The organism is Desulfuromonas sp. DDH964, assembly GCF_001611275.1.
Lineage (GTDB): Bacteria > Desulfobacterota > Desulfuromonadia > Desulfuromonadales > DDH964 > DDH964.
The window spans coordinates 303157-317335 of sequence record NZ_CP015080.1; the positions used below are offsets into that span (position 1 = coordinate 303157).

The window sequence follows — 14179 nt, forward strand, 5'->3', positions numbered from 1 at the left end:
TCTATTCCGCCTGCACATCGTCTTCATAGAGAGACGAGACCGTTTCTTGGTAGGCCCGAAGCAGTTCAGACCGCTGATCTTCAGGCACATCATGAACAGCGAGGCATCGTTCGAACACGTCATTCACGTTCAGGTCGTCGAGTGTTTCCTCTTCATGGAGTTGTCCCAGCACGCGGTCGATAATGCGGTTGTTCTTTATCCGGAGAATTTCCATCTGGGTGCCGGAAATCGCAGCTTCCAGACGCTCACGCAGGTCGCCAATGACTTCATCACCTTCGTAAATGACTTCGAGCCAGCCTTGGGAGCCCGTTGCCGACAATTCGAGGATGCGGCCCCGGATTCCATCCCAGTATCCCTTGACGCGCTCAAGTTTTTGAAACACCGGGACATTGACCAGTTCTACTGATGCAGTCGCGCTGTGAAATTCAACCTGGCAAACGCTCTTCTGCTGTTTTGCCTCTCCAAACCCCATAGGCAGAGAAGAGCCACTGTATCGTATGGTTTCGGAGCCGTTCACCTTTTGCGGGACGTGGAGGTGCCCAAGCGCCAGGTAGTCGAAGCACGTGGGGAAAATCCCGGCCGTCACATGCGCTAGGGAGCCGACATAAAGTTCGCGCACGCCATCACCATCGACGGTTTGTCCGCCAGCGGTAAACAGATGTCCCGTGCCAACGATGGGAATATCGGACCCGAGTTCCTCGCGCTTCTGTTCGGCCAAGACGGTGACGGCGGCGTAATGAGTGCGGATGCCGTCAATCAGCTTTCGCTCCTTGTCCTCGACGCTCTCACCCGCTTCCGCCACGCGGATATCCCTGTCGCGGAGGTAGGGCACTGCACAGACAATCAATTCCGGAGCATCCTGCTCATTGCGGAGCACCAGCACTTCGTCTTTCGGGGATTCCGTGCTACTACCGACCACGTGGACATCAAGGGCTTTGAGCAACTCCTTGGGAGCATTGAGAAAGGACGGCGAATCGTGGTTGCCCGCCACGACGACAACATGCCGACAGGATGAGGCGGCCACCCGGCACAGAAACCGGTAATATAGCTCCTGGGCACGATTGCTCGGAGCGCTGGTGTCAAAGATATCACCCGCCACTAGCAGCGCATCGATTTTGTTCTGCTGAATCGTCTCCGCCAGCCAGGTCAGAAAAGCCTCGAACTCCTCGTAGCGTTTTCTGCCGTAAAGGGTTCGCCCAATGTGCCAGTCGGATGTGTGGAGGATTTTCATTTGGGAACCTCGTCTTCTTCACCTCCCTTTTCGAGGTTGTTTTCCCATTTGGCACAAATCTTTTCGATATTTGGAATCCTTCCATCGGTTGACCAGCTTTTGAAAAATTGCGGGTTTTTGCTTCGAGGAGCTGGGTCAACTTCCCTCATTTCAACCAGTGCGGGAGCCTGAACACATTCTCCAAGCACAAGAGCGCTTCTCGGTGCTAATGCCGGTAATTGTTCAAGCAATTGCCCGTATATCCCGGGGACAATCTCGCGAAAATACCGAAGGTCTTCAGGATTCTGTAGCCTATGCACAACAAAGGAATTACATTGCGAAAGCACAGTCTTAGACATTTCACTTGGTCTTTGAGAGGCAACAACTAATCCCAGTCCAAATTTACGCCCCTCACGTGCTATCCTTTCAAATACTTGCTTCGAGATGGAGTCGTCTTCGGTTCTTTTCCCTTCTCGGATGTAATTCTGGGCCTCTTCAAGAACAAGCACAACAGGGAACTCTCCACGCCCTATACCACTCTCCGGAAAGCTCAGGCGTTGCATAAATTCGTGAATCAGACGCCCAATAAGAGCTGTAACGTTTTCCAAAACTTCTGAGGCTAAAAGGCTCAGATCAACTATAACGACATTGGATCTTGCGGACCCCTTTCTCTGCCTATCGTAAAACGGAAGCAGGTTATCTTGAAGGCTCTCAGAATCCGATAAATCTCCAGATGGATTACTTTCTAAACCAAGCAAATCTCTTAAAAAAGCAGCAAGTGAGTGCTTTATTTGGGGCCATTCCTTTGTTGATGGGCCAAAAAGAAACTCGAATCTTGAATCCTCAAGAAGCCTGAAAATTCGCATAAGCATGGTAGAGCAATTATCTCTTGCACGACTTGAGCTCCCATCATCTCTGGACATTGCCTCTTCAATATGTCGATAGCGGAAATCCGTGCGGCTAAAATATGAGGGGCAATCAGCTGTGGCTACAGAGAGAGACTCATCACCATCAGGCAGACGCGACAGAGTAGACAACAGAGGGTTTATCAGGTCTTTGATTCGTTTCTGTTTTCCAATATCAATTAGTGCATAAGATTCATATTCTTCTCCTTCTTTTTTTATACCTTCTCTAGCAATATCACGTATTCCACTAAAAACTTTCTTCAATTCCTCAAGGGTGACAGAAGTATATGCTTCGCCTATCAATGCAACAGGGTCTGCATTAGCAGGATTGTCGAGATAGCCTGCAAGACCATCACATAATTGGCGTATTGACCTTCCATTAGTTTTGTCACCACCAGAGCAATAACCCAAAATATGGTTACATTCTTTGATTAAATCCTCACGCAATTGAAGCCATGCGGTCCCAGTGCTGGAGCTGTTGCGTGCAGAGGAAAGGGCATTAAGCAAGACTGGCCTTTGCACACCGGGTGAGGCCCGGAAAATCCGTACAAAGTCATCGGAATCCATAAACCAGTATGGGATCGCCAGCTTTTCTTTCTCGTTAGGATCTGTCGGGATGTATAAGGATTTAAACGCAGGTTTTGCATCGTTCCAATGGCTTCCGTTCACTTTCTGAAAAGCCGATCGATACTCGCCGTTCGTGTCCAAGATGACAAATCGTGTTTGCTTCACCTGTGGATGCTCAATAACAGACTGTAAAATTGTAGCTATAGAACAAGATTTTCCAGATCCGGTACTCCCAATAATTGCCGCGTGTTTGCCGAAGAACGTGTCGGGGTCAATTTTAATATCATAATCTGGAAAAACCGCAGAGCGCCCCACAGGGATGCAGTATCCCGGTTCATCAGAATCATATTCGCAGGCACATTTTTTGCCGAAAATAGCATCCAGATCTTCCCGCTTTGTGATCAATACCGGTGAGTCCAATACAGGGAAAAGATTGATCCCTTGCTTGAATTCCTTTTCGTCAATCGTACCAATCATGGTTGCTTTCATCAGGCGTCGAGATGAAGGCAGTGACACCATTGTTTTATCGGCCTTGAGCTCACTTTCTTCTGTGAGTACAACGCGTGTTACCATGGCAACAATTCTTCGGGAACCAACAGGTATGATCACATAGGAATTGATCGACCCAACCTCAATGGTTCCTTCATATGTTGAGCGAGTGAGAGCCTTCAGGTCTCGATTCAGCTCTATGGTCACCTGAGCTGTGTCAACAGCAACAACACGCCCGATTTCATGATCATTCGCCATCGTCGACCTCCGGCTGGGTTTCTTTAAAGGCGAGAGCCTTAAAGGTCTTCATGACTTTGGCATCAATTTCTTCTTCTCTGAGATCAGGAAGCAGCTGCTTAACAAAATTGCCAAATGTACCGATATTCCACCCCGAAACGATCCAAACCCGTTCATCACCAATTTTCTGCAGTTCCTTCACAAAATCGCTGCTCGGGTTGGGGTCCACTATAATCAAGGTAAAACTTGGTATTGCTAATGCCTGTCGAATAATCGCATTAACATGCTCATCACCAAACCCGTATCCAATAGTGAAAAGAACGGATTGGGGCTGGACAACCGCATTTCCAAATCGGCGGAACAATTCAGAATATGGCAACCCAAGAGCCTGCCCATATTTTAGCGGTGATGGATATATCAGAACGTCATCATCTTTGCATTGCTGGTTGAAAAAGGTTGCAAACAGACCATACGGATTTTCCCAGCCCTGATCGGTTCTATGCCATGTAATTGACCCGTGAAGTTTGTATAGGTGTAAAGCTCTGTCAAATCGATGAACTCGGCCTTCAGTTGTCTGTGCCGGGAAATAAAAATCAAGGTCGTAAGATTCAGGCCGAAACACTCGCTTCATATTGCCGACAAAACCATCAACCAACACCGCGCCTTCAGCATCAGCTCCCTGTTCAATCAGGGTGTCATAATTGAGCGTGAAGAGGTTGGCCCGTCGAAGATTCAAAGGTCTGGTCAATATCTTCTTAATGAACTTTCTATGGACATCCAATTCGCCTTCATAACCTGCTGCAGGGAGATTTATAAGATCGGTTAGGCAACCTGTAATTTTTCGGATTAGCGCTTCCAGATTGCCTTTTCCCAGTACCAGATCGTCAGCGCCGGTACGGCTAATTTTGATTGCATCCGTCAAACTCCCGATACTTGAGCGCCACATATGAAGGTGACTCAGGTAATCTTCAAGGTTTATACAAATAGCCTCGGTTTTCTTGTCATCAGCCAATGGGCATTTTGCTTGGCGGTCGTCGAAGGTATAACTTTTCCCTGATAGCAGGGAAACTGTTTCGTAAAAACAGTGTATCCATTTCGGCGCATCTGACTTTGTTTTTTCGCTCTCGACCTCTGCGAGCAAAGCATCTTCAAGAGGCTTGGGGATATTGGCCAAAGAGACACCGCCAGCAGATATTGAAGCGCCAGCGCCAATCAGGAAGGAAACATTGTCAGTCTTTAATAACGTTCCCATACGTACTCGGGTTTCTTTCAGCACCTCGAGCAGTTTCTTTTTAGCTTTTGAATAATCAGTATCTGCAGAATTCGGGTCTTCGGCAATAAGCGACATGACCTTCGATTCAATCAAGTCCTCTGTGCCAATTTGTATTTTATATTCTGAAAACTCGGTCTTATCGCTACTCATATAATCGCTCCTTATTTTTCAGCACCTCAGTCGCGGCAACCTTAACGGACATTCAAATATCTTCCTCAAGGATCTGACCATTTTCGAGTAGCCATTGTTTTGCCTTGTCCATTTTTGAGGACTGTGCTCGAACGATATTCCAAAACCGAGGTGTGTGGTTCGCTTCCAATAGGTGAGTCAGTTCGTGGATGATCACGTAATCCACGACATACATCGGTGCCTTAATGAGTCGCCAGTTGAAATTTATGTTGTCCTTGATCGTGCAGGATCCCCAGCGATAGCGATTATCAACGATCTTGGCATTGGTGAATGCCACTCCGAGATCATTGGCAAACTTTTTGGTCCGGGGCAGGATTTTTTCTCTGGCCTTGTTCATGTACCAATTTCGCAGGACCTGCTTGCGCTCAGCAGAAAGCCTCGCCGGGATCAGGAAACGTTGCTCGAAACGAATCTCTTCCGAGCTGTTTTGGACTACTTCGATCTGATATTGACGGCCCAGGTAGAGTGCTGATTCGCCGTTGACCAGCTCTTTGCCCGGAGGATGAGGTAATGCGTATTTTTGCGCATGTTTGGTCTTTTCATAAATCCACTTCCGTTTTGATTCGACGATAGCCTGAATCTTCTCCTCGGAAGTGGATTCCGGCGCATGGACAACCACGCTGCGATCCCGTTCAACGGTAATCGTCAGCTTTTTACGGTTAGGCGATCGCTTGATGGTATAGACCAGCTCCATGTTTACTCCGCGTAAAGAATCACATCATTATTCTTTTCTGCTATTTCCATCACCCGGCTGATGACCTGGGCGCGATTTTGAAGCAAGTTCGGCAGCTTTGTATAGGCAGGCTGCAAAAGTGTCGCTTGGATATCGGCTTTGAGCTTGTTGCGAGCAGGAATGCTCTCCCAGAAACCGGCAAGCTTCAGTTCCCTTTCAATAACTAGGAAAACCTGCTGGGTGAGATCGACGAGAACCGAAATTTCATCCTCATCCAGTGCCTTTTCGCCAAAAACTTCACGTTTAAAGCTCCGAAAAAACGGCATCTGTTTCTTACGGTGGAGGCCATAGGTCGGCTCCTTGCTGGCGCTTTTGATGCGCTCTCGCAATTTTTCCAGCTCTTCATAAATTTTTTTCCAATTATCGCGAAAATCCTGGAATATCTGCGCCAGTGCCTCGGCAAAGGAGGCCTGTAAATCCGGATCGTCATCCAGTTCAACATCCAAGTGATGACGAATAGCGTGTTCCACTTCCGCCGCCTTGGTCTTGGTGCGGTTACGCTTGCCGACATTTTTCTCAAAGTCCTCATCAAGAATTGAAATCGGCTCAATTTTCTGATCAATACTCTTCGATTCCAGATACTGGTCGGTAATCGCACGAAGCTTGGGCGGTATACCTTTCATGCTTAAGCGTTCGTCACGGAAATGCTTTCCGGCCAGAACATTAATTTCCGCAAGAGCATTATAGTCGCTCATAAAATCCAACGCTTGCCGGGCGGGAAAGACCAGGTTCATGCATTTCGTGAAATTCTTGAAGGCCTGGATATAGTCAAAACGCAAGTCCTCGTCATAAAAAACATCAAAGAACGCATCATGGTCCGTGAGGTCCGTCAGACCGTGGTTTTGAAGCAGGCCCATAATTTCGGCATGGATGTTTTGGAGGTCGCGGAGCTCTTCTTCCGGGAAGCTCAGCGTATCGATGATTTCTTTTTGTTCCCGCTCGTCATAGGCATCGATGGCTTTTTTCAGGTGATGACCCACACCGACATAATCAACGACAAAGCCCTTGTCTTTGGTGTCGCCGCCAACACGGTTTACCCGGGCAATTGCCTGAAGAAGATTGTGATCAGTAATAACCTTGTCCAGGTACATGACCTGCTCAACGGGCGCGTCAAAGCCGGTGATGAGCATGTTATTGACGATGAGGATGCCCATGTCGCCGGTCACCCCTTCGTCCTTGCCGCCAAAGCTAAGTTTGAAACTTTTGATACTGCGCTCATGTTTCGAACTATCGGAATACGATTTCAAATGCGGCAGATCGTTATGTCCACCGGAAATGATGACATCCGATTGCATCTTCTTAAGCTGTTCAATTTCCAGACCGCCCGGGTTAGCTTTTTGCAGATCCTCTATCTTCGCCTTTAAAGCGGCATCTATATATTTCTTGTACCGGACCGCCGCTTCTCTTGAAGTCGCCACAACTTGAGCCTTGTAGCCATTGGGGAACACATGGGTAAGGTAGTGGTCCACCATGTCCTTCGCCTTGGCTTCTATGGTCGATTCAGCCTCAAGATAGGCGTCTCGCGACCCAAACCCTAGTATTTCAAGGCGTTCTTGCAGATTGTAATCGCTGAATATATCCGCAAACGCCTGGTCCATGCCCGCCTGATCGGGCACTTCCGCGTTATGAGTGCGGCCTTCGTAAACGATCTCCAGAGTAACCCCGTCGTCGATGGCCTGGCGCATAGTGTATTTATCGATGTAGTCGCCAAAGACTCGTTCAGTTTTGTCTATTGGGGTGCCGGTGTAGCCGATTTTCGCGGCATTTGGGATGCCCTTGTCCAGGTTCGCACCCAGCATCTTGTACTGTGAACGGTGGGCCTCGTCCGTCATGACCAGGATATTGGGACTGTCATTGAGTTGAGGGAAGGTTTCGGTCAGGTCTGCCTCGCGGAACTTATGGATCATGGCCATCACCAGATCCGAGGTGTCGGCGCTGAGCAGCTCCTTGAGCTTTTTGATGCTATTCGCCACCTTGACCGTAAAGCCTATACTGCAACTGGTTTCATTGAGCTGCCCTTCCAACTGGGTCCGGTCGGTCACAAACACAACCTTCCAGTTGGACAACGCCGCATGCCGATACATCTCGCGCACCATGAACATCATGGTGAGTGACTTGCCCGACCCCTGGGTGTGCCAGATAATGCCGCTACGTTCGCGTGGGCTTTTCCCTTGGAGCAGACGCTGCACTGCCAGTTTCACCGCCCTGAACTGCTGGTAACGGCCGACAATCTTGATCGTCTGCCCCTTGTCATTGGTGGAGAACAGGGTGAAGGTACGAATCAGGTCGAGGAGATTGCCCTTGTCCATCATGCCCGCCACCAGGCGCTGCTGATCGTTGGGACTGCCCGATCCGTGGTCGAGGTCATTCAGTGTGCGTGGGTAGGGATCGGACCAACGGTAAAAATGTTTTTCGCTGTGGGTGGTGATCGTCCCGAACTTGGCTTCTTGGCGGCAAGTGGCGATGATGATCTGATTGAAATAGAAAAGCGGCGCACTGCCTTCACCTTTGGCACCGCGCTGTTCGCTGTATCGCAATATCTGGTCGATGGCTTCGGGTATGGCGTCTTTGACCTTCGGCGATTTACACTCGATCAGCACTACCGGCAGACCATTCACAAACAGAACTATGTCCGGAATGATGTGATGCTCGGTGCCGAGAATGCGGACCTTGAACTGACAAACCGCGATGAATCGATTGTTCGTCAATGGGTTCTTGTCATAATCGATAAACCGCACTGTCGGGCTTTGCTCGCCCGTCTTACGGTTTTCGCTGACACTGGTGTTTTCCAGCAGCAGGTGGAGTGCGTATTGGTTGTTCTCAATAAGCCCCGTTCCTGGAAAACTTGCCGTCAACTGCTTGGTGACCTCTTCAACCTGGTCATCGTCCAGCCAGGGATTGATCACCTTGACCTGCTCCCGCAGGACCTTCGGCATGACCACTTCGGTGAAATTGTCGCGGAAGGTATGGGCCGGAGTCTGCTTCTCATCCGTCAGGTCGATAATCTCCCAGCCAAGGCTGGATAGCTGATCGAGTAACGGCTTTTCCACATGGTTGCGCTCATCGAGCTTGATATGGTTTGCGGTTTTCTTTGTGCTCATGAGTGGACCTCCGTCTTTTCCAATAACGGCGTCACCCGTTTTTTGCCGGTGAGTAGGTCTTGCATCAAGGCGGTTTTTATCTCTTGAAGCTTATGAGCGTGGGCTATCGAACGTTCTATTATGGATTGCTGTGAATCAAAAATACTCACAATCGATTGTTGTTCATGGGGTTGCGGTACGCCTATAGGAAGCGCGAATAATTCATCCATATCAAAACGCTTAGTTCCATGCGTGGCAGTTGTCGTGAGTTTCAGAAACTGATGAGAATTGGAAACCAGCCAGAACGCAAGGTAGCGCCCAATTACTCCTTCCTTAGTTACGATTGCCTTCACATCTTGATTAAAAGCCATCTTACATTTCGCATACCCTACAGGAAAGGTATGGGCCAAAATCATCCCTCTTACAACGATAAAAACAGTAGCGACTGGCATTAGTTTTGTCCCTGTTTTCACCGCATAATCTGTAATTGTGTCGATGCTCGCAAAAAGGTCTAACTGTTTCATGTCTTTTGGACACACCCAAGGCACGTTGCCATCCCAAAAGCGGCTGTTCGTCTTGGAGGGGGTTCCGCCACTGTACCATTCACCAACATCGCCAAAAACATTCACCTCCCACTCCACCGGAATCCGCCCCAAGGGTGAATCCTTGAACTCATGGGTTTCTTCGGAGCGAAGATTGCCGTGTTCATCAATACCCCGAGTGAGGAGATCCTGCATCAGGCCGGTCTTGATGCGCTGCTGCTTGGCAATCAAGCTTTCTGTCTGCTCAATGGCCTGATCGACTTTGGAAAGGACTTCAGCGATTTTGGATTGTTCTGGTTTGGAGAACTCTGCAAGTTGATATAAGGTCCGAATAACACTGGGATGAGCTTTTGTTTGGTAATCAAAAGTTATTTTCTGATGCTGAAAATCCAGACTATAATAAACAAATTTCCTATCCCAAATGTCCGCGTCAATTCGCATAAATCCAGATACATTTGTCACTGAAAATTTATGCTTAGGTCTAAAAAAGAACCTTCCGCCACCGTCTACAGACCATGTAATCAGTTCTTCATCGAACATGTAATCGCCGTAACGACCAAACTCGCCTGTCCCTTTTGCGGAAGAAGAGTAAATTGGATAGTCGCCCGGATTACGGGCAATATCTATCGAGGAGATGATGTTACCTCGACCAAGTTTGATATTCCCTCTGTTTATTTCGGAATCGAGAGTGACTGTATTCATTTCAAATACCCCAACCCTTCCAGAAATCCGTTCAACTCCTCAAGCGTCTCTTCCCGTTTCTGCTCAAGCTTCTGGCTGCTAATCGCATATTTATTCCAGAGATTTTCAACTCCCTGAATCAGTGCTCGCTTTTCCGCGCTTAAGTACCGGTCCAGTTCTCGACTGGCAATGTCGTAAAGTTTCTTCAGAATAAGTCGCTTAGCTTCTTCGACAGTCAGTTGGCCGCCGATTTCCGCCAGCAGGGTATCGGTTCGGGCAATGCGTGCCTGCAGGGCGGCCTTGTCTTTTTGCAGGGCGGTGACTTTTTTCTTATCCGTCTTATTGCCTGCATCAAGTTCGGTCATTTGTTTATCAACCTGCCGAATCAGTTCCCGGTTTTCATCAGTGAACCCTTCAGCGCCCAGACGTTTCAATTCGAGTTTCAGTTCCAGCTCCGTGGTTTTCTCTTTCAGGGTGGCCTTGGCGTCCTTGATTTTTTTCTCAATTTTCTTGATGGCAGCATCCAGTTTTTTCAGCTCATCCAGTTCCCGCCTGGCAGAGGCCCCGGGTGTGTCCTTCAAATCATCGATGAGTGCCTTCAACGCCTTTTTAATGACGGCGGCATTAACCTTCTCGTCCTCGTCCGGCTCGTAGGCTGCCTTCTCCTGGGCGGTTTCGACGGCCTCGGCCAACTCGCTTTGTAGTTCGCTGATTTTGGTTTCCAAGGATTCAATCGCGTCGGCCTCGGCCTGAAAGAATTCCGCAATCAGATAGTCATCGGGGATCAGGGTGTGATGCCAGCCGATGGAAACAATGGTTTTCAAGTCGTAGCGAATCTGTTGCCACCAGTTCACAAACACGCCTGCGCTTTTGAATTCGTCCAGTACGCTTAGGGGGGCCATTTTGCTCTTGATCGTTGTCAGTAGCTCAAGGCGTACATCCGGCATTTTTTTGCCGTTGCCATTGCCATTATTGGCCCGCTCTAGCCGGGCAAAATCGTTCTGCGCCACCTGCCACCAATCTTCAATGGCTTGCGCGTGGGTGGCAATCGTTTGGACAACGGCCAAATCGGCCTCGATAAGGTTTTTTATATCCGCCTTGTCTGAAACAGCCTCCTTGAAGGCGAGGTACTTTGCACGTTCCGCTTGAAAGAGTGTTTCAGCGGCTAGGCCAAAACGGGCAAAGTCCTCATGTTGCGCCGTTACTTCATCTTCCGGAATGCCGCCGATGAGATGGGCTTGTACATCTTCTGGCTCCGGTTCCGGGGTGTTGTCAACATAACGGCGAATGTTCAGGTTGTAATCGTGCTTATCGATGATCTCGGAGTTGTCGACCAGGCGGCTGTATTTTGGGAGGTCCTGTTTTAGGGTGAAAATGGTGTCGATTTTCTCGATGTCTTCCGGGCGCAGCTTGTTTTGATTCTTGCCCTCGGCAAATTCACGGTCTGCGTTGATAAACAGCACTTTGTTGCGCAAATGATCCGGCTTGTTTTTGTTGCAGACCAGCACACAGGCGGGGATGCCGGTGCCGTAAAACAGGCCTTGCGGCAGGCTGATGATAGCCTCGATGACGTCATCATTGATGAAAATTTCTCGGATCAGCTTTTCCTTGCCGCCACGGAACAGCACTCCATGGGGCATGATGGTGGCCATGTGGCCGTCGCCCTTGAGGCTGGCCAGCATGTGTTGGACGAACATGAGGTCGGCTTTTTTACCGGTCTCGGGACACCACTCCCGAAAACGATGGGTAAATTTAACGTTGGCTCGATTGTAATTCTGGGAAAAGGGAGGATTGGCCAGTACCCGGTCGAACTTGCGAATCTGACCATTCTCGAGAATTTGCGGGTCCTCCAGAGTATCGCCGTTTTCGATGGTAAAACGGCTGATGTTATGGAGGATCATATTCATGTTGCAGATGGACCAGACCGTGCCGTTGGAGTCCTGTCCATAAAGAGCCAGATCGTTGGGGTCCTGACCCTGCTCTTCGACATATTGATGTGCCTGAATCAGAAAACCGCCTGAGCCGACCGTAGGGTCATAAATGGTATTGCCTGCCTGTGGCTTGACGAGCTGCACCAGCAGGCGGACTACTTCGGCGGGGGTATAGAATTCGCCACCTTTTTTGCCCGCACTGTCGGCAAAATATTTAATCAGGTATTCATAGGCGGCCCCGAGAAGATCAGGAAACTCAAAGTTGTCATTTACGAGGACAAAATTGGGCTGATTGAAATGGTCGAGGAGGTCTTTCCATTTCTGATCTGGAATCTTGGTTTTCCCCTTGATTTCATTGAAATTGATATTGTTCTTGAGCACTCCGGCAAGGGAATCATTCTCGTCCTCAATGGCGGCAATGGCTTTATTGAGCATGTTGCCAATGTCGTGCTTTAAATCTTTCAAGGCGGGGACGGTATTACCGTCCTCATCCACCCATGTTTCGTGCCAGCGGGCACGTTTGGGCACGTAAAAGGTCTCACCGTAGGATGTTTTATCCTCAAGGAGCTCATCAACCAGGTCGGGCTGATCTTTCAAATGTGCAAAGGTTTCATGACGCAGTTGGTGCCGTTTCCGATCAAATTCATCCGAGAGCCGCTTCAGGAAAAGCATGCCAAAGATGAATTCCTTGAACTCGGAAGCATCCATTTTTCCACGTAGAATATCGGCAGCTTTCAGCAAAAAGGATTCAAGCTGCGATAGAGTAATTTTCTCTTTGTTCACTTTTTATCTCCTGTTTGCCGTTTCTTCTCTTCTGCTGCTGCGCTACCAGCTTTCACCCACTCATCGACCTCGTCTTTTTTGAACTTCCAAAGGCGGCCCATGCGATGTGCGGGCATTGTATGTTTGTCAATCCATTTGTAGACCGTGTCACTACTGACACCCAGGTGTTCGCAAATCTCGTGAATCGAAAGCCAGCGGTCTTCGGTTTTCGACATTCTCTGCTCTCCGAATAGAATGTGGAAGAGCAAGCGCTCTTCATAGATGGTGGGTATAAATGAAGGGACCCCCTCCCATCATAAAAACTCCCTAAAGATGCAATATTCCAAGGCAAAGGTCAAACGATTTTAGCCGATTTCGCCCGATTTTGCCTGCTGATTTTAGAAGAAACACTTCCCCCCCTCCCCATTCCCACGGCAACACTCACCGAGGCGATTGCCATTGAAAAAAACTCTCCTGCTGCTTTTTCTGGTCCTCTTTCCAAATTGGGTGTCGGCTTTTTGTTTCCAGGAGGCGGGAAGTCGATACCAGGTATCTCCTTGGCTGCTTTGGGGCATTGCCAAGGTCGAGAGCGGACTTGACCTGAGCGCCATCAACCAAAACCGCAACGGCACTGTCGATGTTGGACTGATGCAGGTCAATTCAATCTGGGCCGAACAGCTCGGCAAGACCTGGGATCACTTGGATGATCCCTGTACCAATGTCATGGCTGGTGCCTGGATATTGAACCAGTGCGTTCAGGACTACGGCTACACCTGGAAAGCCGTGGGGTGCTATCACAGCCGGACGCCTGAACGGAGAGACGCCTACGCGTTGAAAATCGCGACCATTCTGGCGCGTGCCAGGGGGGGACTATGATTCCCCTGGATCTGCTCGCCAAGTACGACCTCCCCGCACCTGAAGCCGCTCTTGCCATAGAGGAAGCTATATCCGGCGTTCTTTCCAAAGCGTTCAACATGGATATCCTGGTCAGTGTTGGCGTGGAGATGGAAGTCGTCGCCCTGGGCAACAGGCAGATTGATCTTTCCAGCCTCTCCCGACAGCTCAAACGGCAAATCCGCTACCAGATCGAACGTGAATTGGAAAAACGCCAGAGCCTCCGCGAGCAGGAATATCTCAGAACCCTACGCGGTCGCCATATCCTCGGGGAAATCAGAAGAATTGCCCCGGATGAGGGACTGACCGTCGACCTTGAAGTCGAGGATCATCTCAAAAGCCTCATCCTGACGGGAACCTGTTATGCCCGGCAGCTACCTCCCCATGAAAGAAGCGGGCTCCATATTGGAGTCAGGAAAGCATTTCTCATCACCAGCGTCCTTCCGGTGGTGGAAAAGGACAAAGCCAAAGTCCTGATCCGGCTCAGTCGCACTTCAAAATCCCTGCCTGAAAGCCTGCTGCGAGAAATGACCGGCGAGCAGTCTATTAGGTGTCGGCGGCGCATTGCTGGTGCTTTCAGTGAAATCGAAACATCCGAGAGGATACCCAAAGAGGCGATCCAGGCTGTCGGCAAAGAATTGGGAGAAAGGATTATCGTCCGTGTGGTGGCGAAAAAAGATTCCTGA

The 14179-nt window shown here is 49.3% G+C and carries 10 protein-coding genes; 2 read left to right on the forward strand and 8 right to left on the reverse strand.

The genetic code is table 11. From position 1 onward, the window contains the following. Position 1: 1 nt before the first annotated feature. From DBW_RS01500 to DBW_RS01535, 8 genes are read right to left on the reverse strand one after another with little or no spacing between them, the layout of a single operon-like run. Complete coding sequence (locus DBW_RS01500) at positions 2–1231, reverse strand: exonuclease SbcCD subunit D C-terminal domain-containing protein (protein WP_066723210.1); 1230 nt, start codon at positions 1229–1231, stop codon at positions 2–4. Beyond that, on the reverse strand, positions 1228–3429 hold the full coding sequence (locus tag DBW_RS17980) for an ATP-binding protein (protein ID WP_082820122.1): 2202 nt from the start codon (positions 3427–3429) through the stop codon (positions 1228–1230). The genes DBW_RS01500 and DBW_RS17980 overlap by 4 nt, the downstream gene beginning before the upstream one ends. After that, positions 3419–4831 (reverse strand): SIR2 family protein, encoded by a 1413-nt coding sequence (locus tag DBW_RS01505; protein ID WP_066723211.1) that lies wholly within the window; start codon positions 4829–4831, stop codon positions 3419–3421. The genes DBW_RS17980 and DBW_RS01505 overlap by 11 nt, the downstream gene beginning before the upstream one ends. Before the next feature lie 52 nt (positions 4832–4883). Continuing rightward, on the reverse strand, positions 4884–5564 hold the full coding sequence (locus tag DBW_RS01510; protein WP_066723215.1) for a M48 family metallopeptidase: 681 nt from the start codon (positions 5562–5564) through the stop codon (positions 4884–4886). Between the two features lie 2 nt (positions 5565–5566). After that, positions 5567–8704, reverse strand: coding sequence for a type I restriction endonuclease subunit R (locus tag DBW_RS01515; protein ID WP_066723218.1), 3138 nt, complete (start codon positions 8702–8704; stop codon positions 5567–5569). Continuing rightward, entirely contained in the window at positions 8701–9927 is a 1227-nt protein-coding gene (locus DBW_RS17985) for a restriction endonuclease subunit S (protein ID WP_082820123.1), read from the reverse strand. Before DBW_RS17985 ends, DBW_RS01515 begins: the two co-directional genes overlap by 4 nt. Continuing rightward, positions 9924–12620, reverse strand: coding sequence for a type I restriction-modification system subunit M (locus DBW_RS01530; protein ID WP_066723232.1), 2697 nt, complete (start codon positions 12618–12620; stop codon positions 9924–9926). Before DBW_RS01530 ends, DBW_RS17985 begins: the two co-directional genes overlap by 4 nt. Then, positions 12617–12835 (reverse strand): helix-turn-helix domain-containing protein, encoded by a 219-nt coding sequence (locus tag DBW_RS01535; RefSeq protein ID WP_066729619.1) that lies wholly within the window; start codon positions 12833–12835, stop codon positions 12617–12619. Before DBW_RS01535 ends, DBW_RS01530 begins: the two co-directional genes overlap by 4 nt. A 223-nt stretch (positions 12836–13058) precedes the next feature. Between DBW_RS01535 and DBW_RS01540 the strand changes: the two genes are divergently transcribed. Together DBW_RS01540 and DBW_RS01545 are read left to right on the forward strand one after the other, a co-directional pair. Then, on the forward strand, positions 13059–13475 hold the full coding sequence (locus DBW_RS01540; RefSeq protein WP_066723235.1) for a lytic transglycosylase domain-containing protein: 417 nt from the start codon (positions 13059–13061) through the stop codon (positions 13473–13475). Continuing rightward, complete coding sequence (locus DBW_RS01545) at positions 13472–14179, forward strand: hypothetical protein (RefSeq protein WP_066723238.1); 708 nt, start codon at positions 13472–13474, stop codon at positions 14177–14179. The genes DBW_RS01540 and DBW_RS01545 overlap by 4 nt, the downstream gene beginning before the upstream one ends.

Coding starts and splice junctions, on each gene's coding strand:
- DBW_RS01500 (WP_066723210.1), bottom strand. CDS start 1,231: ATGAAAATCCTCCACACATCCGACTGGCACATTGGGCGAACCCTTTAC.
- DBW_RS17980 (WP_082820122.1), bottom strand. CDS start 3,429: ATGGCGAATGATCATGAAATCGGGCGTGTTGTTGCTGTTGACACAGCT.
- DBW_RS01505 (WP_066723211.1), bottom strand. CDS start 4,831: ATGAGTAGCGATAAGACCGAGTTTTCAGAATATAAAATACAAATTGGC.
- DBW_RS01510 (WP_066723215.1), bottom strand. CDS start 5,564: ATGGAGCTGGTCTATACCATCAAGCGATCGCCTAACCGTAAAAAGCTG.
- DBW_RS01515 (WP_066723218.1), bottom strand. CDS start 8,704: ATGAGCACAAAGAAAACCGCAAACCATATCAAGCTCGATGAGCGCAAC.
- DBW_RS17985 (WP_082820123.1), bottom strand. CDS start 9,927: ATGAATACAGTCACTCTCGATTCCGAAATAAACAGAGGGAATATCAAA.
- DBW_RS01535 (WP_066729619.1), bottom strand. CDS start 12,835: ATGTCGAAAACCGAAGACCGCTGGCTTTCGATTCACGAGATTTGCGAA.
- DBW_RS01545 (WP_066723238.1), top strand. CDS start 13,472: ATGATTCCCCTGGATCTGCTCGCCAAGTACGACCTCCCCGCACCTGAA.